General features: G+C 47.4%; 24 protein-coding genes. 2 read left to right on the plus strand and 22 right to left on the minus strand.

Annotated features, from left to right (window positions below):
- Positions 1 to 103: 103 nt before the first annotated feature.
- From spoVAE to J2Z65_RS03585, 4 genes are read right to left on the minus strand one after another with little or no spacing between them, the layout of a single operon-like run.
- Positions 104 to 454 (minus strand): stage V sporulation protein AE, encoded by a 351-nt coding sequence (gene spoVAE / locus J2Z65_RS03570; RefSeq protein ID WP_127449933.1) that lies wholly within the window; start codon positions 452 to 454, stop codon positions 104 to 106.
- On the minus strand, positions 451 to 1,470 hold the full coding sequence (gene spoVAD, locus J2Z65_RS03575; protein WP_167063405.1) for a stage V sporulation protein AD: 1,020 nt from the start codon (positions 1,468 to 1,470) through the stop codon (positions 451 to 453). Before spoVAD ends, spoVAE begins: the two co-directional genes overlap by 4 nt.
- Before the next feature lie 4 nt (positions 1,471 to 1,474).
- Positions 1,475 to 1,948 (minus strand): stage V sporulation protein AC, encoded by a 474-nt coding sequence (spoVAC, locus tag J2Z65_RS03580; RefSeq protein WP_167063402.1) that lies wholly within the window; start codon positions 1,946 to 1,948, stop codon positions 1,475 to 1,477.
- Positions 1,949 to 1,966: 18 nt separating this feature from the next.
- A complete protein-coding gene (locus J2Z65_RS03585) occupies positions 1,967 to 2,827 on the minus strand; it encodes a DUF421 domain-containing protein (RefSeq protein WP_338111756.1) in 861 nt (286 codons plus the stop codon).
- Between the two features lie 199 nt (positions 2,828 to 3,026).
- Here J2Z65_RS03585 and J2Z65_RS03590 point away from each other — a divergent pair, with 199 nt between their 5' ends.
- Positions 3,027 to 3,233 carry a DUF1657 domain-containing protein gene (locus J2Z65_RS03590; protein WP_167063399.1) on the plus strand — a complete coding sequence of 69 codons (207 nt, stop codon included), beginning with the start codon at positions 3,027 to 3,029 and terminating at the stop codon, positions 3,231 to 3,233.
- Positions 3,234 to 3,405: 172 nt separating this feature from the next.
- Here J2Z65_RS03590 and J2Z65_RS03595 read toward each other — a convergent pair whose 3' ends face one another.
- From J2Z65_RS03595 to J2Z65_RS03670, 16 genes are all read right to left on the minus strand, one after another.
- A complete protein-coding gene (locus tag J2Z65_RS03595) occupies positions 3,406 to 3,543 on the minus strand; it encodes an N-acetylmuramoyl-L-alanine amidase (RefSeq protein WP_193581063.1) in 138 nt (45 codons plus the stop codon).
- Between the two features lie 29 nt (positions 3,544 to 3,572).
- Positions 3,573 to 4,334 (minus strand): C1 family peptidase, encoded by a 762-nt coding sequence (locus tag J2Z65_RS03600; protein ID WP_167063393.1) that lies wholly within the window; start codon positions 4,332 to 4,334, stop codon positions 3,573 to 3,575.
- 571 nt (positions 4,335 to 4,905) lie between these two features.
- Positions 4,906 to 6,018 carry a rhamnogalacturonan acetylesterase gene (locus J2Z65_RS03605; RefSeq protein ID WP_167063390.1) on the minus strand — a complete coding sequence of 371 codons (1,113 nt, stop codon included), beginning with the start codon at positions 6,016 to 6,018 and terminating at the stop codon, positions 4,906 to 4,908.
- Positions 6,019 to 6,029: 11 nt separating this feature from the next.
- Entirely contained in the window at positions 6,030 to 7,055 is a 1,026-nt protein-coding gene (locus J2Z65_RS03610) for a glycoside hydrolase family 88/105 protein (RefSeq protein ID WP_167063387.1), read from the minus strand.
- Between the two features lie 53 nt (positions 7,056 to 7,108).
- Complete coding sequence (locus J2Z65_RS03615; protein ID WP_420850858.1) at positions 7,109 to 7,933, minus strand: carbohydrate ABC transporter permease; 825 nt, start codon at positions 7,931 to 7,933, stop codon at positions 7,109 to 7,111.
- Between the two features lie 33 nt (positions 7,934 to 7,966).
- Positions 7,967 to 8,854 carry a carbohydrate ABC transporter permease gene (locus J2Z65_RS03620; protein WP_167063381.1) on the minus strand — a complete coding sequence of 296 codons (888 nt, stop codon included), beginning with the start codon at positions 8,852 to 8,854 and terminating at the stop codon, positions 7,967 to 7,969.
- Between the two features lie 100 nt (positions 8,855 to 8,954).
- Positions 8,955 to 10,274 carry an ABC transporter substrate-binding protein gene (locus J2Z65_RS03625; protein WP_167063378.1) on the minus strand — a complete coding sequence of 440 codons (1,320 nt, stop codon included), beginning with the start codon at positions 10,272 to 10,274 and terminating at the stop codon, positions 8,955 to 8,957.
- 113 nt (positions 10,275 to 10,387) lie between these two features.
- Positions 10,388 to 11,941 (minus strand): response regulator transcription factor, encoded by a 1,554-nt coding sequence (locus J2Z65_RS03630; protein WP_167063375.1) that lies wholly within the window; start codon positions 11,939 to 11,941, stop codon positions 10,388 to 10,390.
- A gap of 6 nt (positions 11,942 to 11,947) precedes the next feature.
- Positions 11,948 to 13,717, minus strand: coding sequence for a sensor histidine kinase (locus tag J2Z65_RS03635; RefSeq protein ID WP_240159910.1), 1,770 nt, complete (start codon positions 13,715 to 13,717; stop codon positions 11,948 to 11,950).
- Between the two features lie 262 nt (positions 13,718 to 13,979).
- The gene (locus J2Z65_RS03640) at positions 13,980 to 14,306 is read right to left on the minus strand and encodes an L-rhamnose mutarotase (RefSeq protein ID WP_167063369.1); all 327 of its coding nucleotides are present in this window, start codon (positions 14,304 to 14,306) and stop codon (positions 13,980 to 13,982) included.
- Positions 14,307 to 14,498: 192 nt separating this feature from the next.
- Entirely contained in the window at positions 14,499 to 15,686 is a 1,188-nt protein-coding gene (locus J2Z65_RS03645) for an MFS transporter (protein WP_167063366.1), read from the minus strand.
- A gap of 178 nt (positions 15,687 to 15,864) precedes the next feature.
- On the minus strand, positions 15,865 to 16,503 hold the full coding sequence (locus tag J2Z65_RS03650) for a ThuA domain-containing protein (protein WP_167063363.1): 639 nt from the start codon (positions 16,501 to 16,503) through the stop codon (positions 15,865 to 15,867).
- A 22-nt stretch (positions 16,504 to 16,525) separates the two neighbouring features.
- Positions 16,526 to 17,245, minus strand: coding sequence for an SDR family NAD(P)-dependent oxidoreductase (locus tag J2Z65_RS03655; protein WP_240159892.1), 720 nt, complete (start codon positions 17,243 to 17,245; stop codon positions 16,526 to 16,528).
- Between the two features lie 58 nt (positions 17,246 to 17,303).
- Positions 17,304 to 17,993 (minus strand): ribose-5-phosphate isomerase RpiA, encoded by a 690-nt coding sequence (gene rpiA / locus J2Z65_RS03660; RefSeq protein WP_167064286.1) that lies wholly within the window; start codon positions 17,991 to 17,993, stop codon positions 17,304 to 17,306.
- Entirely contained in the window at positions 17,974 to 18,216 is a 243-nt protein-coding gene (locus tag J2Z65_RS03665) for a helix-hairpin-helix domain-containing protein (RefSeq protein WP_167063360.1), read from the minus strand. Before J2Z65_RS03665 ends, rpiA begins: the two co-directional genes overlap by 20 nt.
- 22 nt (positions 18,217 to 18,238) lie before the next feature.
- Positions 18,239 to 19,684 carry an aminotransferase-like domain-containing protein gene (locus tag J2Z65_RS03670; protein ID WP_167063357.1) on the minus strand — a complete coding sequence of 482 codons (1,446 nt, stop codon included), beginning with the start codon at positions 19,682 to 19,684 and terminating at the stop codon, positions 18,239 to 18,241.
- A gap of 130 nt (positions 19,685 to 19,814) precedes the next feature.
- Between J2Z65_RS03670 and J2Z65_RS03675 the strand changes: the two genes are divergently transcribed.
- Positions 19,815 to 20,423: a LysE/ArgO family amino acid transporter gene (locus J2Z65_RS03675; RefSeq protein WP_167063354.1), complete on the plus strand. Its 609-nt coding sequence runs from the start codon at positions 19,815 to 19,817 to the stop codon at positions 20,421 to 20,423.
- A 198-nt stretch (positions 20,424 to 20,621) separates the two neighbouring features.
- On the opposite strand, the gene J2Z65_RS03680 is transcribed toward J2Z65_RS03675, so the two are convergent.
- Both J2Z65_RS03680 and melA read right to left on the minus strand, forming a co-directional pair.
- On the minus strand, positions 20,622 to 20,939 hold the full coding sequence (locus J2Z65_RS03680; protein ID WP_167063351.1) for a cupin domain-containing protein: 318 nt from the start codon (positions 20,937 to 20,939) through the stop codon (positions 20,622 to 20,624).
- Between the two features lie 176 nt (positions 20,940 to 21,115).
- Positions 21,116 to 22,621 carry an alpha-glucosidase/alpha-galactosidase gene (gene melA, locus J2Z65_RS03685; RefSeq protein WP_167063348.1) on the minus strand — a complete coding sequence of 502 codons (1,506 nt, stop codon included), beginning with the start codon at positions 22,619 to 22,621 and terminating at the stop codon, positions 21,116 to 21,118.
- Positions 22,622 to 22,638 lie beyond the last annotated feature (17 nt).

Raw genomic sequence — 22,638 nt, forward strand, 5'->3', positions numbered from 1 at the left:
GCCGGCCGTCAGCACCAAAAACAAAGGAGTTAAGCACATACAAGCTGCTTAACTCCTTTGTTATTTTTCACTTATGGGACAGCCCCATGTGCTGAGCTATAATTCAGCCTTTCGGTTTAACAAAAACAGCGGCGATAAACGAGAATATAATCGCTGCCGATATACCTGCGCTGGTCACTTTAAAAATCCCGGTGATGATGCCGATATAACCATCCTTGTGCAGTTCTTCAAGAGCGCCATGCACTAAGGCATTACCGAAGCTGGTGATCGGAACGGTCGCTCCCGCCCCGGCAAATTCAATGAATGGATCGTACAAGTTGCAGCCATCTGCGATAGCCCCAAGGACGACAAGCGTGCTCATTGTATGTGCCGGAGTCAATTTGCCAACATCCATGAGGAGCTGCCCAAAGACGCAAATAGCGCCGCCAATGACAAAAGCCCAAAAAAAGTTCATGCGTACAATCCTCCAGACTCTATAGAAACTGCATGCGCAATACAAGGAATGCTTTCACCCTGCTGAAAGGAAAGCGGAGACAGCAAAGCGCCTGTAGCAACAACCAGGATACGTTTCAGCTCACCCTTCTTGATCCGTTTTAGAAGATGACCGTAAGTAACGGTCGCCGAACAGCCGCAGCCGCTGCCTCCCGCCTGTACGTTCTGCTTGTCCCGCTGATAGATCATTAAGCCGCAATCGTCATACGTCGTTTGGTCAATTGGAAAGTTGTGCTTATGAAACAGCTCACGCGCAATGTCGGAACCGACCGCAGCAAGATCCCCTGTCACAATAAGATCATAATATCCCGGCTCAATCCCCAGGTCGCGGAAATGAGCCTGAATTGTGTCGACGGCCGCCGGAGCCATTGCAGCGCCCATGTTAAACGGGTCGGTGATGCCCATATCTACGACACGGCCAATGGTTGCCGAGGTGATGACGGGACCGTCCCCCGTCTTGCCGAGCACCGCGACCCCCGCACCCGTTACGGTATACTGCGCTGTCGGCGGCTTTTGAGATCCGTATTCCGTCGGATAACGGAACTGCTTCTCCACCGTGCAGTTGTGGCTGCAGGTGCCTGCCATCGTATAGTTGGCGGCGCCTGAATCCAGCAGCTGCGCGGCTAGTGCCAGCCCTTCCATCGACGTGGAGCAAGCGCCAAAGATGCCTAAATACGGCATACCCAACGTGCGCGCCGCAAAGGTGTTGGAGATGATCTGGTTCATCAGATCACCTCCGATATAGAACTGAATCTGACCGCCAGTGAGCCCGGCGTTATCAAGCGCGTGCTGCGCGGCTTCCTCCAGCAACGCTTTTTCAGCTTTTTCCCATGTTTTCTGTCCGACGGTCAGATCGCCATGAACGATGTCAAAATCTTCTGCAAGAGGACCCTCGCCTTCATCAGGTCCAACGACAGTCCCTGTGGAGAGGATGACCGGGCGATTCTCGAAGACCCAACTTTGATGCCCTTTCAGCATACGCTCAGCCTCCACCCATTATGATTAGATGCAAAAGACCTACAACAAAGGCAGCTACGGTACCAAACACAATCACAGAGCCGGCTAATTTGAACATATTCCCGCCAACCCCAAGCACGAGTCCTTCTGCCCGATGCTCAATCGCCGCAGAGCATAGAGAGTTCGCAAAGCCTGTAACCGGGACGGCACTCCCTGCCCCAGCCCACTGAGCAATTTTGTCGTAGACGCCGAAGCTCGTCAAAATGACTGAAATAATAATCAATACAGCAACGGTCGGGTTGCCTGCTGTTTTTTCCGTAAAACCAAACCAATTTATAAACATTTGCATAAAACATTCACCGATCAAACAAATGATGCCTCCAACTAAAAAGGCTCTTAGGCAATTTTTCAAAACGGGTCTCTTGGGCTCGTTCCGCTTAGCTAATTCCTGATATTCCTGCTGAGTCATTGTGAGGTTCTTCTTCTTATTGTTGGCCATACGTTCCCTCCTGCATGGTTAGGATCTTAACAGGGTATGAAGATCTTGAATGACCTTCGTCAGCTTATCAGAGCAATCTTGATACATCTTTTTGGCCTCCGGCTTGTCCGTCGATAATGAAAAAAGCTCAAAATCCGCTTCACATTTCTTCAGAGTTGCTAATAGCGCAGGTCGTTCGGCTGGTTGAGGTACTTGCAGCTTGTCGTCGTAGAGATCGACGGTTAATTCCCCGTGGGTATCCACTTGCCCAAGAAATACATTTTCCTTCGTTACTCCTAGCTTATCCAGTTCCGTTTGCAGCCATCCCACACCTTTGCCTGCCGCTGCCAGCGGTTCCTCTTGAATCACGCCATCCATAATGACCGTCTGGATCGGTTTTTCCGTCACTAGTTTCATCCCAAGATGTTTAGGTGTCAGGGGCTGCAGCTCACTTTTGAGCAAGACGCTTAAGTCACCGCTCGATTCGAGCATCGCAAATTCCACGTCCGCCAACCGGAAAACACTTTTTGTGCGCAGCTGCTCAAGAAGCTCGTCCCCTGTATATCTTTCTTTTTTCAAATTATCTTCCAAAACTTTTCCGTCTTTGATGAGCACCCTGCCTTTTCCTTCGAACCAATTACGTAAAGTTTTGCTTTTAAGTGTCAGAAGTTCCAGTATAAAAGGTACAAGACACCAAACTAATATGGCAATAACCCCATGTAAGAAATTACTCTCAACATCCGTTGAAATGACACCGGCTAAGTCACCCAGCGTAATTCCAATGACATATTCAAAAAAAGTCAGCTGCGATATTTGTTTCTTACCAAGGATTCGTGTCATAACAAACAGAATGACTAGTGCACTAAACGCTCTAATAACGATATGTATCCAATCTGCCACAATCCGTTCCCCCTCTCCTTCCTAAAGCTTCAAACAATGACATTATGCGCAAAATAAGAGCCCGCTATCATTGAATTGGTTTGTATTTATTTGTCAATTATGAGGAGTGAAAGTCAGGGTATATTAATGAGCGCAAGCAATTGAAATCGTTCTGTTCAGTTTGATTGCAAAATCCATAATGATGAAGAGGTGTCTGAACATGACTGTAGCTTCTCAAGTAAAGACAACATTAGCTTCCCTCAAAAGCGCACAAGCCAGCTTAGAGACCTTTGCGTTAAGTACGCAGAATCAAGAAGCCAAACAGCTCTATGAAGCTGCCGCACTATCCGCGCAAGACATTGTTAACCAAGTCTCATCCAGAGTGCAGCAATTGGAAAACGAAGAACCGCAATACAAAGGTTTTTAGTTCAAAACAAAAACAGCCGGTCATAACGAGTCTATTCTCGCTAGCCGGCTTGTTTTGCTTTTAATGCACAATAAGGAGGATTAGCGTAAGTAAAACAAAAAGCACCAATATGAGCAGTATGAGCTTATCATCTTTTGGCATGGAGCCGCCCCTCGTTTCAGATGAAATCCTGTTATTGCAATGGCTGACCGGATGCTTTCCGCAGCTCGTTGGCTAATCGGTGAAACTCTTCTCTTGCCTGCGGATCGTCCGTTGCCATGTAGGCCGCAGACAAAAAGGCAATGATTTTATCGGCATCTTCCACACTCATCACAGCTTCATTACCTCCTAGTTAGCGAGTTATTTACCAGTCCAATAATCAAATGTCAGCACGTTGTTTTTAAAAAAGGAATAGGGCAGATAGCAGTAGCCTTGATCACCCCAGTTTTTTCCCCATGAGTTTCGGGCGATGACTACTCCCTGTCCTTTTTTCTTACCATCCCTGTAACCGACGGCAAGCAGCGCATGCCCGCCAAGCAGCATCTCTTTTTTCCGGTTGGGATAAGGGATTCGTCCTGTTTTGTTAGCAGCAAGGCTCTCGAAGGAAGCATATACCCATATTCCAAAAACGACTGGTTGACCATCGGCCAAAGCCGCTTTTATTCCCGCCAAATCATGGATGCGATGATAGCCGTCAATGCGGTAAGTACCAGCCTTTTGCTCCGCTTCTTCATCTGGCTTTTCTTTAAATTTGGCTATTTGGTACGGCCATTCGCTTTCGGGGCAAACACCGATTTTGTGCAGCACTTTCATACCGTCGCGAACTGTTGCGCCAGCGTCCCGATTGACTGTATTTTCTAATTTACGCTCGTGCCAGTAATGAAAAAGCCGCGATAGCCGAATCGCCGGATCGCCTTCTTGACGCAGCCAATATTCGCGCAGCCCGCTTACGATGGCATTCGACGTGCAAGAACCTAAATTCCCTTGATTCACAACGGGAGAAAGCTTACTTCGCAAATCAACTTTGCGAGGCAGCTGAGACTCACGGACATAATTAACGCTTCGGTAAAAAAGATCGCGAAAGTCACGTGGGTCGCGTTTTACCGTTAACTTTCTTCTCATCTGTGTTCCTCCCCCATTTGCTGATTGCATTGTGGAATTGTACTCTAGTGTATTCACCCATAGGCTAGTGCGTGCATCATACAAAGGGGCTGCGCGGTGTCAACTGGACTAGTTATAACGGGTCGTGAGCACTAGTGTCGGTGCCGGGTGCGGCGTGAGAGTGCTAGATGAGGTGCTAAGTGAAAAGTGATTGGACGTGACACGTGCGGGTAAAACCGACTATGTAAATGCTGAGTGTTGGTGTGGTGTGAAGAGTGCTTTGCGAGGTTCTAAAAAGTTCTACGTGAAGAGAGCTAGTTGGACACATGCTTTGCGAGGGTGCTGGTTGGTATGATGTGATTAATGAAATAGTAGTAGAGATCAATCTGATATGTTAACGACACGTCTATAGGATTGATTGAGTAATTTCCCCCAGCTCTATGTTGCACATTGTACAACCATTTCTGCCTAACTCATCGTATCCCAAACCTATTAGATATCAAGTACGATCATATGACTAAAGAACCAGGCAATACCATGTCTGTCATAGACTGGTCCCGCCCGGTTCCCTTAGGAAAAGCTCATCCCATGCTTATCGAAGATAGCGCTGAAGTGGCTGAATATGCTGTTTTCGAATACACGCTACTACTAATTCCGCGATAGCGATACCGCCTTTTTCTTGGAAATGTGTATTATCTTCTGCGCCCTTCGGAAAGTTCGGAAATTCTCCCGGCCATGCCCACATGAACAAAGATTTGGTTTCCTCAACACCCATTGATTCGAACAATTGCTTGCTCTCTTCCGCCAAATCGATAAGGATAACATCCTCTTCTTCCGCCAATTGCTTCATAGCCGTGGTATAGTCACCGTGCGTGTCAACAATTTTACCATCATGATCAAAAAATCTACGCTGAACAGGCGTAACAAGAATCGGAACAGCTCCACGCGCCCTAGCTTCTTGTATATAAATAGTCAAATGTTCTTTATAGGTTGTAAAAGGTGATGTCGCCCGCTCTGCATCCAGCTTCTGATCGTTATGCCCAAATTGGATGAACAAATAATCATTGGCATTAATTTTATCAAGAATGGGGGCAAACCGCCCTTCATTCAGGAAGCTTTTGGAGCTGCGGCCTGAGACCGCATAGTTCGCTACCGCAGCGTCCGCTTTGATGAAAAGCGGGAGCATTTGCCCCCAACCCGTGTAAGGGTACCCATCATGCGGCTGATCCGTTACGGTGGAGTCACCGACCAGATATAAGGTAGCCGCCAGCGGAGCCGAAACGATCTCCAACGCGTTAATTCGCGGTGCTGCGCCTGAGAACGCCAGTCTCAACTGGCCATCCTCCACATGAACGCTAAAGCTGTTTGATACAAACTCTCCGGCAGCGGTACGGCATTCCGAAAGCAGCAGTCTTCCCTGCCCCGCCTTAAGACCTGTCGAAGTAGCCGTAATGAGATCGCCCATTAGCGTATGAATGGTATAGTTGCCATTGGGCAAATCTACAGCGAACACCGCACCGACCGGAATGCAAAAGTCTTGACGAAGCGGTTCAGGCCGCCCGCGATCTCGTTCATACACCTCAGACCCTTTTAGAAAGCCATAGCCATTTTTCTCATTATAAAACGCGCCATGGCTAACTTTGGTATAGCCTTCCTTCAATGCGCTTTGTTCCGGTCCAAAGTCAAATCGCAAATGTATGCTCATCCCACGAACGCCTACCAGTCTCTGCGATTGAGCAAGGAGGATAAGAATGTGAGACCCAATCCTTGACCCCAGCCTTGGATCCGTTTGTAAGGCACACCTTTGTAACCTTCAATATCCCGCATTACCGCTGTGCCAGCAGAAACACCAGTGATCGTTCCGTCTTCGGTGATGCGTGATAGAATGCCTTGGATCGATTTATTCGTATATTTGTTATACAGCGGTCCCGCACTGATTAATGCTGCCGCGATGCCCGCCGAGCCTGATGTTTCCAAATAAGAATCCTTGTCCGTTAAGACCGTATGCCATAACCCGCTCTCGTCTTGCAAGCGAACTAGTGCGCTTAACTGATCGCGCAGCGAGCCTTCAATAATCATGAAGGACGGATGCGTCACATGCACGAGTCTCAGAGCGCGCGCCATCGTAATGGCCGCCCATGAATTGCCGCGGCCCCAATAGATGCCGGACATATGAGTTTGCGCCAAGTTGTCCCAGCCGTGATAATACAGGTTCGTCGAAACATCCTGCAGCACATTTTCATGACCGTGATACTGCTTCAGGCCATCTTCGAAATAATCCTCACGGTTCAACATTGATCCTATGCGAACGAGGAAGTAGCCCGCCATGAACATCGTATCCACCCATGCCTGCTCAGGAAAATTATAAGTTTCCGAGTTCACGGTATGCTGGAAAATGCCATCCCCAAAGCGCTCCGCTTCATTTTTCAGAAACTCAGCCATTTGCGTAGCGATTTCCATATACCGATCTTCGCCGGTTTCCTTGTATAAGGTTAGCAGGGAGTGACCGATCGAAATACCGTTGACGGACAGCTTAGGCAGCCCATCCTCCAGCTTCTCATCGACCCACTCTTTCAACATGTGAAGATACTCCTCTTTCCCCGTAGCCTCATAAGCTTCCGTAACGCCATAGAAAGCTACGCCGCCAGGCCAATCCCAATTAAAGTCCATACGGAACGTTCTATGAACAACACGGTCAATTATTTTGCGGATTTCATCTGGATTGAATTGCAAGGCTGGCATTTCTTCGTTTCCTCCCTGTTGGTCGTAATTGGTTATATGTGTAGTCATATTTATTACCCTTTCAAACCGCTCGTCGAAATTCCGTCAACAATATACTTTTGGAAAATCATGAAGACTACGAAGATCGGAACTAGCGATAACGTCGACATGGCAAACATCCCGCCCCAGTTGTTTAAGGACTCGCTGTCCAAGAAAAGTTTAAGCGCCAAGGAAACCGGATATAACTTCGCATTATTTAAATATAACAGCGGTGTGTAGAAATCGTCCCATCTCCAGTAGAAGGAGAAGATCGCAGACGTCACAAGAGCTGGAACGATCAGCGGAATGATGATTTTGTAGAAAATGCTGTATTTACTGCAGCCATCCATTTTTGCGGCTTCATCAAGCTCAGGCGGAATGGTGCGGATAAATTGCATAATAAGAAAGATGAAGAACGGAATCCCGAAAAATTGCGGCACGATAATCGGCTTGAAGCTCGATAACCAGCCAATTTTGGCGAACAAAATATATTGCGAAATAATCGTTACATCTTGAGGGAGCAGCAGCGTAAGCATGACCATAGAAAACCAGAACTTGCTTCCCGCAAACCGGATGCGCGCAAACCCATAGCCGACTAAAGCCGATGAAGCCACTGCGCCGATTGTCGAAAGGATAACGATAATGAAACTATTTTTCATAAAAGTCGCAAACGTGATGCCTGCAAACCCCTTCCAACCTGACACATAGTTGCTCCATTCAAGCCGGCTAGGGATCAATGAGGTTGCTGTCGTGTAAATCTCTTCATTTGGCTTTAAAGAGCTGGCGACCAGCCATAGAATCGGATAAATCGCTGTGATCGCGATGAGGCAAACCAACAAATGATACAGCAATGTTTTCATATTTTTTGCGCGAAAAACCATGTCAGATCCCTCCTAGCTCTCGTAATGAACCCAATATTTTGATGTTTTGAAAATAACCAAGGTAATGAGCCCGATTAAGATGAGCATGAACCACGCCATGGCGGATGCATAGCCCATTTCGAAAAATACGAAAGCCCGGTGGAATAAATAGAGTGAATACAGCAGTGTATTGTTCAGCGGACCACCTTCGCCGTTTGAAATGATATAAGCCGGTGTGAAGGTTAGGAAGCCCGAAATCGTTTGCAGAATTAGATTAAACAGAATGATTGGACTTAACAAAGGCAGCGTGATGTGGAAAAACTTACGAACAGGTCCTGCGCCGTCCACGCTTGCAGCTTCGTAATACGTGCCCGGAATGTTTTTGAGACCCGCCAGGAAGATGAGCATGGAAGATCCAAACTGCCACACCGACAAGAGTACCAGAGTGCCAAGCGCCGTAGCCGGCAACCCAATCCAGGAGGTGGTGGTGTGAATACCTATACTGCCTAGGAAAGCATTGATAAGGCCTTTGTCTCCGAAAATTTGACGCCACATGATCGAAACCGCTACGCTTCCGCCAATCAAAGACGGCAAGTAATACGTAGCCCGGTATAGCCCGATCCCTTTGACAGCACGGTTTAGCAGCATAGCTACCAGCAAAGCGATGATGAGTCGCATCGGGACGGACGTAAGCACGTAAGTAAGCGTGACTCGAATCGAATCGATGATTTTATCATCATCCGTAAACATCTTTTGGTAGTTTGAAAATCCGACCCATCGTGGCGCCGACAGCAAATCGTATTCCGTAAATGAAAAATACAGTGAAGAAAACATCGGAAACAGCGTGAAGATCAAAAAACCAAGAATGAAAGGTGAGACAAACACATAACCGACTATGTGATCATTTTCACGTAGTTTCATAATTCCACTCCCTTATGCTCGTCTATTTCTATCTATTTGGGTGCGGGTGGCCGGTTTAGAACCACCCGTTTGTACCTGCTATGCGTGTTGTACATCTCGATTACTTCTTATTTTTAGCTAAAATGGCGTTGGCTTCGCTCATAAATTTCGTCGCGGCGCTTTCCACCGAGATTTTTCGAAACAAGATTTGCTCTTGCATATCGCGGAGCAGCTTGCTTACCTCTGCAGACCCGATGGGATCAGGCGGATCCATGGGGCTGCTGTTCTTCTCCGCCCATGCGACGTAGTCGTATACCTTCTTCTCTTCTGTGGTGAGTGTAGGCTCCAAGCCTTCTACGACCTTCTTTGAGATCGGAATCCCTCGGTCGCCTTTGATCAGTTTATTGGCCTCCAAATCGTTCAAAAACCAGGAGATGAATTTAGCCGCTTCCGTCTTTTGCTTAGAGCTCTTGGGAATGGAGAACAGCATTGTTGGCTTCAAATATAGTCCTTGCTTCCCATTCGGTCCAGGCAGTGAAGTTAACCTTAGAGGCTTTTTGGCGGCCTCCTGCAGCGTCGAGAATTGATTGGACCATGCCATTGTCATGAAGCCGTCCCCTAAGGCAATCGGATTTTCCTCCGGCGTCAACTTGGACAGCGACTCTTTATCCCAATCGCGCATATAGCCGGCTTCGTACCATTTGAGATACATCGTGAAGTAATCTATAAAATATCGGGGATCGCTAAACCCAAGACTCGTGCCATCCTGGCTAAAATAGTGCTGATTCTGGGTACGCAGGTAGTAAGGAAAAAACTGATCGAAGCGCATATGATCGAGCACTTTGCCCTTTTCCTTCATTCGCTTGGCGATCTGCTCCAGATCGAACCAAGTCCAGTTCTGCGGGATGGAAGAGATTCCGGCAGCCTTTAGCATAGCGTCATCGAAAGTGGTCCCCATTGCATTAACTCCTAACGGTATGCCGTACAGCTTCCCGTCTACTCTTCCCGAATCAATTGTCTCTGGCGAAGCGGAAGACACATCGATCGTCCCGTTATCCGTCAGTTGGGACAAGTCCTCCAATTGATCCTTCGTCGCATATTGGGTCAAGTATGAGATGTCCATTTGGATAATATCGGGCAGCTGATTGGCCGCAGCTTGCGGAGCAAGCTTTTTCCAGAAATCATCAAAACCGGCATATTCCGTATCTATCTTCACGTTCGGGTTAAGCTCCTGGTACATGGCAATCAGTTTCAACGTATAATCGTGTCTGGCTTGACCGCCCCACCATGCAATACACAGTTTTACTTCTTGATTTCGTCCGTTAGTTCCAGTCTCAATCGTCTTAAGATTTCCATCCGCTGATGGAAATTTCGTACTGCATCCGATTACGGTGAACAGCAATGGGAGTAGGAGCATGGCCGGTAATAGTCTGCGTTTCATCGTTAGCGTCCCCCTAGGTACCTTGCGCTCCACATTTCTTATTATGGGCTTACAGGAGCGAAAGTTGAATCTAATTTACCGCGTTAAATGTTCAAAAAACAGTGTATACCATGCTACATCGTCTGCTTCTTATACTCGGAAGGGGCGCAGCCCGCAATCTTTTTAAACACCTGAGAAAAGTACTGCGGATTATCGCCAAAGCCCAATTGTTCCGCTAACTCGAACATTTTGACATCATCATTCGATTTAATAAGTTCCATCGCTTTCTTGATTCGTACGGTGACTACATAGTTCGAGAAACGCTCGCCGGTCTCTTTTTTGAACAATTTCCCCAAATAATCCGGATTCATATACAGCATTTTGTGAGCGACCCAGTTGAGTGACAGCTCTGCGTTAGCCAGTTCCGCGTTGACGATATCGATAACTTTCTGGATAACCTGAGAGTGCTTGTTTCTGTTCTGCTCAAAAATGACATGTGTAATTTCGGAAGCGGTTTGCTTCAGCATTTGGATGCTCGCCTGCAGCGTTTCCATTTGTGAAATTTGGCCAATAAGCCCCATGTATTGATGCATTTGGGGTTCGGCGTACAATCTTGTCATCGAAATAAAGCTTTGGATGACATACGATTTGGTCGTCTGAATGTCTAATCGGGAATTCACCAGGAGATCTTGAAACGCTTCAATACTGGCTTCGGCTTCTTCCCAGTTGCCTGCCCGAATCGGAAATAAAATACGATCGTCATCGTAAACGAAGTCAGCTTTGCTCGGTTGTGCAGAATCTAATATATCGCGCATTGTGATAAGTCCGCCTTCGCCGAGGTAGAAACGATGGCTCAAGCAATCAATAGCTTGCAAGTAGAGACGCCTCGCCTCCTCGATTTCCCCAGGCTCGCTTAAAGCAGCCGTTGTATCAATCTTGTAATACAGCATAAAAATACGCCGGATTTCTTCAATCTGCTCCTGCAGACGCTTCATATCCGCTTGATCCTCGATCAGCACCAGAATGTGCTCCGCAATGGTAGAGCTTAAAAGCGGCTCATCCAGAATGTCTTCGGCAATATTTTTCACGGCAAATAAATGCTCGTATTCGAATTTGTCTTCAAGTCTGAACAGCAATAAACGAACTTTCCTGCCGCTGACATGCAATCCGAATAACTCCTGATAATACTCCCAATCTCGGCTGCCATACGATTTATTGGTTACAAATTCTTTCAGAAATTGCTCTTTTACATGGGGCAGCACCTTCTGCAAATTCGCTTTCATCGATTTGATGAAGCCTTCCTTGCTCTCTTCCTGTTTATACTCGGCAGCAATTTCGCTAAGCGCCTTTAGAATGCTGTTCTCGTTGCATGGCTTTAACAAGTAATGCTTGACGCCATGCTGCATCGCAATTTGCGCATATTCGAATTCATCGAAGCCCGAAAGCATAATAAAGCGCGTTTGCGGATGCGATTCTTTCACTTTCGCCACAAGCTGCAAACCGTCCATGCCGGGCATCCGAATATCGCTAATGACAATATCAGGCTCGTGTTCGCACACAAAAGCGTAGGCTTCTATCCCGTTGCGAGCGGTTCCGATCAATTCGGTATCCACAGATTTCCAATCGACAATCGAAGAAATCCCTTCGAGAATCATCCGTTCGTCATCCACCAACAACACTTTATACATAAGTCGTTACCCTCTCTTTGTCATCGGAATACGAATGGTTATGCGTGCACCGCCATCCGGTCGATTTTCTACTTGAATGCCGAAATCGTCGCCAAACGTAAGCTTGATTCGTTCGTCAATATTTTTAAGGCCGATGCCTGTCCCCTTGGATTGGCGCTCACCCGTCAAAATTTGTTCTAAATAGGCTTCATCGATGCCCGGGCCATTATCTTCAACGATCAGAAGGACGGAATCGCCCTCTTCCCGGCCAATAATTTGTATGACGCAGGGTTCAAGCATAACCTCCACCGCATACTTAATGGCATTTTCCAAGAGGGGCTGCAGCGTCAGCTTCGGAATGCAATGAGCTCTTAAAGCTTCTGGAACATCCAGTCGGAAATCCAGCCGCTCTTCAAAACGGACTTTTTGAATCGTAATATAGTGCTGCACCAGCTTCAGTTCGTCTTCGATCGGGATCATATCCTGCTTTAGGCTAATGGACGAACGAAGCAGATAACCAAGCGATTCCACCATTTGCGAAACTTGCTTCTGTCCATTCATTTTGGATATCCAGTTGATCGATTCCAACGTATTGTATAGAAAATGCGGATTGATTTGCGCTTGCAACGAACGGAACTCGGTCTCTTTGATGATCAGTTGTTTGGTGTAATTCTCTTTAATCAACTCTTGAATGCGCACAATCATCATGCGGTACGTCCGCTGAAGCAGCCCCACCTCATCCATCTGCTGCGATATTGGGGGTATTGTCGGCAGCTCCGAATTTTCCAGATCGCTGATTTGCAGACCCCGCATATTGCTAATTAAGCCTTCAATGGGACGAGTGACGCTTCGCGCAACGGCCATGCCAAAACCGACAAGCAGGAAAAAGGAAATAAGGAATGCGGCGATCATCCAATTTTTCATCAAAGTGAGGTTATAAAAGATCTTTTGGAACGGCAAGGTGTTATAATACGTCCATCCCAAATAATCCGAGTGAATGTGCGACACGAAATATTTCTCGCCATCCTGTTCCATGATGCGAAACCCCTTAGCGGCAAGTCCTGACGGGCTATCCTCGCTGATCAACGACTTCATGCTTACGGACCGCGGATATACTAAAGTCCCGTTCGAGACGATGATGAGCTCGCCTTCCCGGGTAACAGCTTCTCTCGCATACTGATTCACCATCTTGTCCAAATTGACGTGCACAACAAGGCTGCCCAGCTTCTTCAATTCCAAATTGTCGTAGGACCGGATTTGTCTTGTTGCGATAAGACTGTAATCTTGAGCGTCAGGATTGACCCATCCCAGGCTGCCCGCTCCGCGATCGGACGTTTCTTGGATCAAGTTTCTCCGCTCAGGCGAAAGCGTTGTCAAATTGCCGCTGGAGTAGCTGTTTCCCTTCACGTCGGTAATATCCGCAGCCGAAATATACGTCTCGGAGTTAATATATTGGACAAGCCGGTCTACGAGCTTTGCACGGGATTGAATGCGTATATAGTCCGATTCAGCCGAGTTCATCACAATTAGATGCTGCTGAATTTGCTCATCCGACATGATGCTGAAGGTCAGACGTTCCACTTTATTCAATTCATTCTCTATCAACGTCGAGGAAAGATTCAAGACTTGCGATGATTTCTCATAAATCTGCTGATCATACATCGAGAAGGCGATCTGCAAGCCTACCAGTGAGATGCTGGAGCTAACGGCCATCGTAATGGTAATAAGCAGAAACAGCTTCGCTTTAATCCTCATATTGCGAATTTCGTCAAACCACAGGCGGAAGCCCGTTTTCATGTAAGTCACCACTTTTCTTCCTGAATAGGGTCTTGTTGCAGTGTTTCTTCGAGGGCGAGGGCGCCATTCCCTTTAACGCAGTACATAAAGGATGGTGGAAATGAATTCCTAGCAAAAGCCCGCCTCCTGACTTCAGGAAGCGGACCCATGTTCAACTTATTGTTTAGCAATCAATGGATTGCAGTATATAGAGGACATCAGTTCACTTATTATTAAAAGGAGGTAAGCACGTATGCTTATCTCCTTTATTATTTCCTTGCAGCTATTCCAAATAAAACACTTCACGCATCGGTTGAATCGGTACGGCTTCACGGAAATCGAAAGAACCCACGACCATTTTGGACGTTATGGCGTTCCACCGGTTGCAAGCTTCGCTTTCTGCCAAATAAGCAAAGGCAGCTTCCAAATCATCGCATAAGAAGCAATAGAAAAATTGATTGCCATTTTGGAAGATGGAATAATCCCTAATCCCTGCTTTACTATGCTCTTCCATAATTTCCGGCCAAGGCGCCAAATGCATTCGGACGTACTCCTCTAAGTCTTCCTCCCGAATCGTCCATGTCCATGCGAACTTCCCGCTGTTGGTCATGCGCTTCACCCTCTCCCTAAAGTTGGATCGCTCCCCGTTAGAAATCGCTTACAGCGGTTCCAAGCAGAGGAAGCAAATCAATCACCAATTACTGTTACTTTACCTCGCTAAACCCGTCTCGTCAATGCTCATCCTCATGAAAATAAAAATAAACAAAAAACAGAAGTCTCATGGACTTCCGTTTCTGTGTTTTTATATTTGTTTTACTTTGCAAGATGCACGAACGAACCAAATAAGAAAAGCAAAACAAAGCAGTGCAAGGAACCCATAACCGCCAAACACATCATATCGGGCAGCGAAATAACCGAAACCAAGTCCCGCGAACGTGTTCAGCACATTCTCGCCTAACGATTGGAAGGAATCGGTCGTTGCCCTCATGGTGGAGTCAATGCGGTGATGCAGGTAGCCGGCAGCTAGGGGCTCCATAACGCCGGAGCATAGGCAGATGATGAGCATTGCGGCCAGCCCGGCGTAACTTTTGCTGATCGAAACACAGATGAAGCCGATCGTGATGCCAATCATCATGAGAATAATCAGACTCCTGTAACTGAATCGCCTTAAAAGCACATAGGCAAGAAGATTACCAGGCAGCTGCAAAAGCATAATCGCAGCAGACAACATACCAAAAAAGAGTACGGGTGTCCCTAACCTGTTTGCGTACAACTGCCAAAATTCTTCAATGTAACTCATCGACGCGCCTGTTACCATGCCTGAAAGCATAACGAGTGAGACATTCGGGTTAATTCGAAAAAAGCGCATGGATGCCGTAACATACGTTCTGAAAGGAATCGCTTCCTCGTTGTCCGTCATGCCGTCTGTTCCTGCTGGCGGCTCGATCAGCAGGCAAGCGAGAATGAGGGCAATTCCTGAACTGACAAGCGATAGCCAGTAGTTCAGTTCAAGACCGAATTTTCCAGCGAGCAAGCTCCCGCAAAGAGCCGCGAGAATGGCTGAGATTAAGTCGCAAGCATGCAATTGTCCGAGCCGTTTCTCAAACTGAGACGACATGCCTTGCAGCGATAAAGTATCATACAGCAAAGCGTTCTCGGAGCCGCTGCTTGCGGTACGGGAGATGCCCGCCAAGAAGACGACCAGCGCAAAATGCCAAAATTCGGTCGCATAAATTAAAATCAGAAACTCGCTGCATCCAAGCAGTGCGCTGAGTACAAGCATTTTTTTACGGCCCCATTTGTCCGCCATAACGCCGGTTGGAACTTCTAACAGCACGATGGTCAGCGCATAAATAATCTCCGTATACACGACCATCTGAATGGTCATGCCCCGCTCCTCCCAATACAATCTTTCAATTACGTAAGCTGGGATGAGACTGAAAAAAAAGCGGAGTGTAAACAAAAGACGTATATTCTTTGTGTAGTTCATGTGGAGCTCCTCCCCGAAATTTGATTGGATGTATGCGCTCAATCAAATCGGAGGGGCTCGTGAAGGGCGATAGACTACCTCTTAGCAGGGAGGTCTGGCGAACGTAGTCATTAGGGCTCTCCTTCCATTCCTCAAAATTCCATTCATATGAAAAACCTTCGTACCTGACTTCGTTAATCTAGTCCCGGCTGCTCAACCAACGCATGCTGTTAAGCAACAGACGACGGTATGCTTCAGGCTGAAACGAAGGGGCATGATGGCCTGGCTGCAAATAAACAATCTTTCCTAAACCATATGCGTGCTCCCATGCCGCGGGATACCGCTTTCCTTCAAATTCAAACTCCATAAAAACCGTCTTCTTCGTAAACGGATCAAATTCAAACAAATAGGGTTCTTCGTCCAAGACGAAGTTCTCGACACCTTTCAACAACGGATGATTATCCGCTGAACCGAAATAGGCTAATTGCTGGTAAGGTGGATGACCCGTAAATTTGGCGCCTATCATCTGCAATAGCTCATAGCTGCGTTGGAGCGAAATACCGTTATGGAGGACAAGCAAGCTGCCTCCTCCCGCTACATATCTCAGCAGACCCGCCGTTTGCTCCTGTGTCAGATCACGATTCCAGCAGTCTGTATACGAAATACAGATAGGATACTGCTTGTGGTCCAGAGTAGCGAATGCTTGATAATCCACTGTGGCGGTTAGCTGAAACTCACCGCTAAAAATATCAGCAAGCTGCTGTCTGGCAGGCTCCAAAGGATGCCATGGAGCGTCCGTGCCATCACCAATCAGACATACATTGATTATTTCACGCATAATCCTTCTCCCCCTCTTCTTTTTACCAAGGCAGCTCATTTCCGTTGTCGGCTCCGATATAAAGCGGAAGCTCGAGTAGCCTATCCTTGTGCTCCTCGATCCGGTTCAATATATTCATAGCAGCTTCTTCCGATGTAAAAGTGCCCGCCGGGTTCCATTCGCCGCTCATATACGATTTGACCCAGCCGGGATGGATCAGCATGACACGTCCGCCTTCCTTGCGAATTTTGTTATGAATGATCGTAGAGCCCATATTCAAAGCGGATTTGGCCATACAATATCCAAACCAAGCATCCCGATGGCTATTCGCAATACTGCCCGCTTCAGAAGAAATGTTAACAATCAACTTGCCGCCATTCATAATGGGCTCAATCAAAGCATTGGACATCCGAATGGCGCCAACCGCTGTCACATTGTACACCCTTTGAATCTCTTCGAAATCAATGTCATCTTCAACCGTTTTCTCTGTGTCTCCAAGGATCGCGGCGTTGTTAATCAAAAGATCCAACTTAGTGGTCCTGTTTTTGATGTAACGGGCCGCTTCCTTCACACTTTCGTCGGATCCCACATCCAATTTAAATACATGCAACTGGTTTGGAAATTGTTCCGCAAGCTTATGCATGACTTCGTTCTTTTCAAGAACCCCCCCTGCATAAACGGTATATCCTTGGTGCAAGAGAGACTCGGTGATTGCGAGACCAATTCCTCTATCCGTTCCGGTTACACAAACTGCTTTATTCAACTACATCTCCCCGCTCTCACCATTCGCTGATATTAGCCAAACTTCCCCACTGGTTCATTCAAAATGCTTTCTGCAGCTCTTTCACAGATCCGTCTTTATAGCCAACGATTACTTTGGCTGCCATTGCAATAAATAGCCCGTTATCGACGACACCCGGGATACTGTTGATTGCGTCATGGCATTCACCCGGACGGCTTATCTGTTTAAAATCACAGTCTAAAATATAGTTGCCGTTATCCGTCGTATACGGCCTCTGATCCTCCATCCTTAGATTTGGTTCGCACCCCAGCATGCTAAGCTTATGACGTGTAAGCTCATAACCGAACTTTACAACTTCAACTGGCAAATGGAATTTCCCCAGCTGATCGACAACTTTGCTTTCATCCACGACGATAATAAGTTCTTTGCTTGATGAAGCAATAATTTTCTCTCGCAGCAGGGCGCCTCCACCGCCTTTTATCAAGTTCCACGCCCCGTCAACTTCGTCTGCACCATCAATTGTCACATTAATTTCCTTTACTTCAGAAAAGGGAATTAACGGAATCCCCAGTTCCGCGGCTAACTTTTCAGATTGAATGGATGTAGCTACCGCTTTTATCTGTAAGCCGCTATGTACGTTCTTTCCTATTTGCTGAATAGCCCAGTATGCCGTGGAACCTGTGCCCAAGCCAACTGTCATGCCATCCTGAATATATGCCACTGCTTGTTCAGCGGCTAACTGCTTGGGATTACTGTTCTCTAGAGCCATCTGCAAATGTCAGTCCCTTCTCGGCGAGTGCGCTGCGAAGTTGTTCCTTCGCCTTCGGTCCCATGCCATGCAGCTTCATGAGCTCGCTCTCCGTCAGTTTGCTGAGCTGATCAAGTCGCAGATATCCGGCACTTGCGAGCGCACGGCGTGCAGGATTTGCCAGTTTTGCCGGGAGGTCTGATTGCTCTTCTCCCATGTTCGGCTGCGTTTTGTTCGTTGACATATTTCGCTCACCTTTCTACCCGTTATTTACCAACCAAATCTCGAATCAAAATCGCTACGCGCTTCAGGCCCCATTCAAGCTCATGCAGCTTGGCATAGGCATAAGAGATTCGCAAATAGTTGCCTGTATGTCGATTATAAATCGAACCGGGATTTAACAAAACACCGTCTTTTAAAGCTCGCTCAAACAGGCTTTGCATCGGAACGTCCACGGTAAGTTGAACCCAAATGTAGAAACCTCCTGCCGGCACACGCCAAATAGCCAATCCTGCGAAATAAGTTTGCAAGAGCTGCACCGCAACATCCCGTCTCATCTTCAGCTGTTTCCTGATTTCGTCAAGATGCTCCTGATATAAGCCCCTGCCAAGCCATTCGGCCGCTGCCCATTGGGAGACGGAGCTAGAGCCGTAATCGTTCTGCATTTTGATATCCGCCAGTCGTTCAATCACCGGCTCCGGCGCAACGACCCAACCAAGGCGAAGTCCCGGGCTTAACGTTTTGGAAAAAGTCCCCAAATATAGAACCAGTGCATGCGGATCCCTCGCTTTTAAAGGCAATGGAGGCGGCTCATCGAACCAAAGCTCCCTGTAAGCATCATCCTCTATGATCGGAAGACCTTCGTCGGTGCAAGCCTGCATCAGCGCTTGACGTCTTTCCTCCGTCATCAAAGTGCCGGTCGGATTGTGAAAAGTCGGGATCGTATAAAGAATCGAGGCGTTATAGCCTTTTTTGTAACGTCCAATCTGGCTCGTCTGTATCCCTTCTTCGTCCATAGGCAAGCCAACCAGCTTCATGCTGTTTGACTGAAAAACATGGACAGAATACAAGTAGGATGGTTTTTCCAACAAAATTGCCGATCCTCGCTGCAGAAGCCCCATCGAAATGAGCTGCAAAGCTTGGAGAGCGCCGGACACGATCAAAATGTTCGATGACGAGGTGTGGATACCGTTGCCTTGCAGATACTGGGCGATCTGCTTGCGCAAAGCTAGATTTCCCTTTGGTTCTTCATAGCCCAGTGTGAATGGATTCGCCGAGCTTTCTGCGAAAATGTTCTTCATCCGCTCAGATGGCAGCAAATCAGGGGAAAGTTCACCGGTTCCCAGCCTGATCATCCCTTCTTGAAATTCCGCCCGATTAATATGCTGGATGGCAGGCAAGTTGGGATAGTGCGTACCGGCTTGTACATACGAGCTCCAATCCGGTGGAGGTGAAGCGGTTAACAGGTTCCACGAGTTATTAATAACTCGTGTCCCGCCCTTGGTGTTGCCCGCCAATAAACCTTCCGCTATCAAATCACTGATTGCCGTTACGACAGTGCTGCGATTCACGCCAAATTGCTCAGCCAATGCTCGCTGCGAAGGAATCTTGGTCCCAACCGCCCATTCGCCAAGTGATATTTTATGTATAATAAATGCTTTGATCTGTAAATATAGCGGGGTTTCCGATGCAAAATCGGGTTTCCAGTCCATGCGCTCCTCCTTTCCTTTCATCTCCACTATAACATTTGGTTGGGTCCCATACCATCCATTTGGACGGAGACAAAAATAATAATCCCTCTATACTAAGAGAGACTTCGACAGCCAGATAGGAGAGATGAGTTTGTTTCAAACAGTTCTACATGCGGTTATTTTGGGCTTCGGCCTTATATTACCTGTAGGGGTACAAAATGTTTTTGTGTTTAATCAAGGCGCCAGCCAGCGCACTTACTTAGGGGCACTGCCTGTGATCCTAACGGCATCCCTCTGTGATACCCTCCTTATTTTAGCCGCGGTTTTGGGAGTATCTCTTATTGTGCTCACCTTTTCATGGCTGCAAGCGGCCCTTTATGGAATTGGGTTTTTATTCCTGCTCTATATGGGCTGGGCGCTTTGGAAAAGTAAACCAAGCGCTGTGCCTTCTTCACAGGAGCAGCGTCAGCCGAAAAAGCAGATCCTGTTTGCGGCTTCAGTTTCCTTACTGAATCCTCACGCTATTTTAGATACGGTTGGTGTTATCGGTACAAATTCCTTAAACTATGCCGGCGGAGAAAAATGGGTGTTCATGCTCAGTATTATGTGCGTGTCCTGGCTTTGGTTTTTCGGTTTGGCGTTTGCGGGACGGCTAGTCGGTAAGCACGATACAAGCGGAAAGTTTATCGCAAGATTAAACAAAGTGTCTGCCTGCTTGATATGGGGGGTAGCTGCGTATATGAGCTTGCAATTTGTGTGAGCTCAAAGTCTCGGCAGCCTGACTATTTCCATCTAACTACAAAAAGGAACCTAAGCCATTCTCAGGTTCCTTTTGTCTCTTGCGGCTGAAATCAGCAATATCGCCATTCCCGAGCCTTTCCTGCGCATCTACAGCACCTTTTTGCGTTTTGTAAACGCATTCAACAAAAAAAGAAAACCAGTTGCACAAAGCAACTGGTTAACGTTTCACAAGATCTTCACGAATCGGTGTAAATACATCCAGCAAGGCTGAAGCTTCTAAAGACGTTACGCCATGCTGCGCTCCACTAGGGATATAAACCGTTTGGCCTTGTTCGATGACTGTTACAACACCATCTATCGTAAACTCGATTTTGCCCTTTAAGCAATAGGACATTTGTTCATGCACATGGCTGTGCTGATACCCTACTGCGCCAGGCTCAAAGTGAACCTCCATCATCATTAACCCAACTTCAGCTTTCAAAATGCAGCGTTTAACGCCCGGCTCTGCCGGCTCCCATACGCCAATATTCGACATTGAACTTTCCCCTCTCCAAATTAAGCAATCGAATAAAAAATAAAGGACCGCAAGCGGTCCTTCACTTACAGATTTAATTATAACCTAAAAGAACATAAATGAACATACTTAGAAATAAACGAACACAAAATCAAACGACTTCGTCATTCTTTCAGGACGAACATACAGACTCCAACTTACGATGAGACGGCAGCGCGATCTTTCCCTTTGTCGGATTCGCCTGCATTTTTGTTTGCAGCTTCACGGTCCTGCTTCATTTCTTCCACCGTTTTCACCTTCAAGCGCGCTGCGCCTTCGTAGTCCCGGGTCGGAATGAGATTCCCTGCGGCGAGGCGTTGTTTGGCATCCTCAATCGCAGAGCCGTATTGCGGCAGCCACTTTTCTTGGGCAACAAGCATCTCATCCACCATCTGCCAAATTTCTTTCGGGTTGCAGACGGCGCCAACGAGCGGATCCATCATAAACGCTTGGCGCAGCAGCTTATCATCCCCATGCACTGCCGCCTCTACGGCAAGACGCTGAACAGAAATGCTGACATTGCATACGGCTGCCGGACCGAGCGGGAGGTCTCCTACATGCGGCATCGAGATACCGTTGGCATCCACATAGCCCGGTGCTTCAATGATCGCGTCATTCGGCAGATTAGAGATGACACCGTTGTTCACCAGGTTGAAATGTCCGCGATACAATCGACCGGTTTCAAGTCCCTCAATGATATACGAGCCGTGCTCTTCGCTGCGCTTCTCAGCCGCATATACCGTAGCCTTATCCTTCATCCAATTCGGGAAATCCGTCTCGAACCAGTTCCGCCCTTCCGTGCATACGCGCAGATAGCCGCCTGTTTCGCCGTTGATCCAGCTTCCCATGTCGATCCAATCCTGAATTTCGCCAGCCCTTTTTCGGTACCAAGGCACATACTCGCTCAGATGTCCGTTGGATTCCGTGCTGTAATAACCGAAGCGGCGCAGCATATCGATGCGCACTTTTTCCGTGCGGGCGAATTCCGGGTGGTTCTCGAATGCTTCAAGCAAACCTTGAGTTAAATCCTTACCTTGATGACGGGCTTGTACATACCACGTTTGGTGATTGATCCCAGCACAAATAATGTCGACTTCTTCCTTCTTGAGACCGTACACTTCAGCAATTTGATGATGCCCGTGCTGCACGCCGTGACATAACCCGATCGTCCGGACTCCGCCATATTTATTGCAAGCCCAAGTCAGCATTGCCATTGGATTGGCATAATTCAACAGCAGCACATCCGGCGAGGCCATATCGCGGATGTCCCCGCAAATGCGCAGCATTTCCGATATCCCGCGTTGGCCGTACATAATGCCTCCGGCGCATAACGTATCCCCAACACACTGATCGACGCCATATTTGAGGGGGATATCAACATCCGTAGCAAAAGCTTCGAGACCCCCCACACGAATCGTACATAATACATACTTCGCGTCTTTCAAAACTTCTCTGCGATCCGTACTAGCTTGAATCTGAATGTTCAGCCCATTTTCCAAAATGTCCCTTTGGCACAGCTCTGTGACCATATCCAAATTATGCTGATTAATGTCTGTAAAAGCGACCTGTATATCGCGAAACTCAGGCACTGACAGTAAATCCCTTAGTAGTCCGCGCGTAAATCCAATACTTCCTGCTCCAATAAAAGCCACTTTAAATGACATGTTTATCGCCCTCTCTC

It is taken from the genome of Paenibacillus aceris (assembly GCF_017874035.1).
Lineage (GTDB): Bacteria > Bacillota > Bacilli > Paenibacillales > NBRC-103111 > Paenibacillus_E > Paenibacillus_E aceris.